Raw genomic sequence first — 238 nt, forward strand, 5'->3', positions numbered from 1 at the left:
TGCGATCGGCGTTGGCTGAGACCAGGGCAGCCCCCAGAGCGGCCTGCTCGGCCTTCTGCTCCTTCAGGTGCTGGAAGCGTGCATCGTGCAGGGCGCCGGCCTGCTCAGCGGTGCGATCGGCGTTGGCTGAGACCAGGGCAGCCCCCAGAGCGGCCTGCTCGGCCTTCTGCTCCTTCAGGTGCTGGAAGCGTGCATCGTGCAGGGCGCCGGCCTGCTCAGCGGTGCGATCGGCGTTGGC

The 238-nt window shown here is 70.2% G+C and carries 1 protein-coding gene; it reads right to left on the bottom strand.

Features of this window, described 5'->3' with window-relative positions; all coding sequences use genetic code 11:
* A partial coding sequence (locus MXM41_RS22935; RefSeq protein ID WP_325934487.1) for a hypothetical protein occupies window positions 1-238 on the bottom strand: 238 nt, incomplete at both ends.

Origin of the sequence: Leclercia adecarboxylata (assembly GCF_035787115.1) — a bacterium.
Classification (GTDB): domain Bacteria; phylum Pseudomonadota; class Gammaproteobacteria; order Enterobacterales; family Enterobacteriaceae; genus Enterobacter; species Enterobacter adecarboxylatus_E.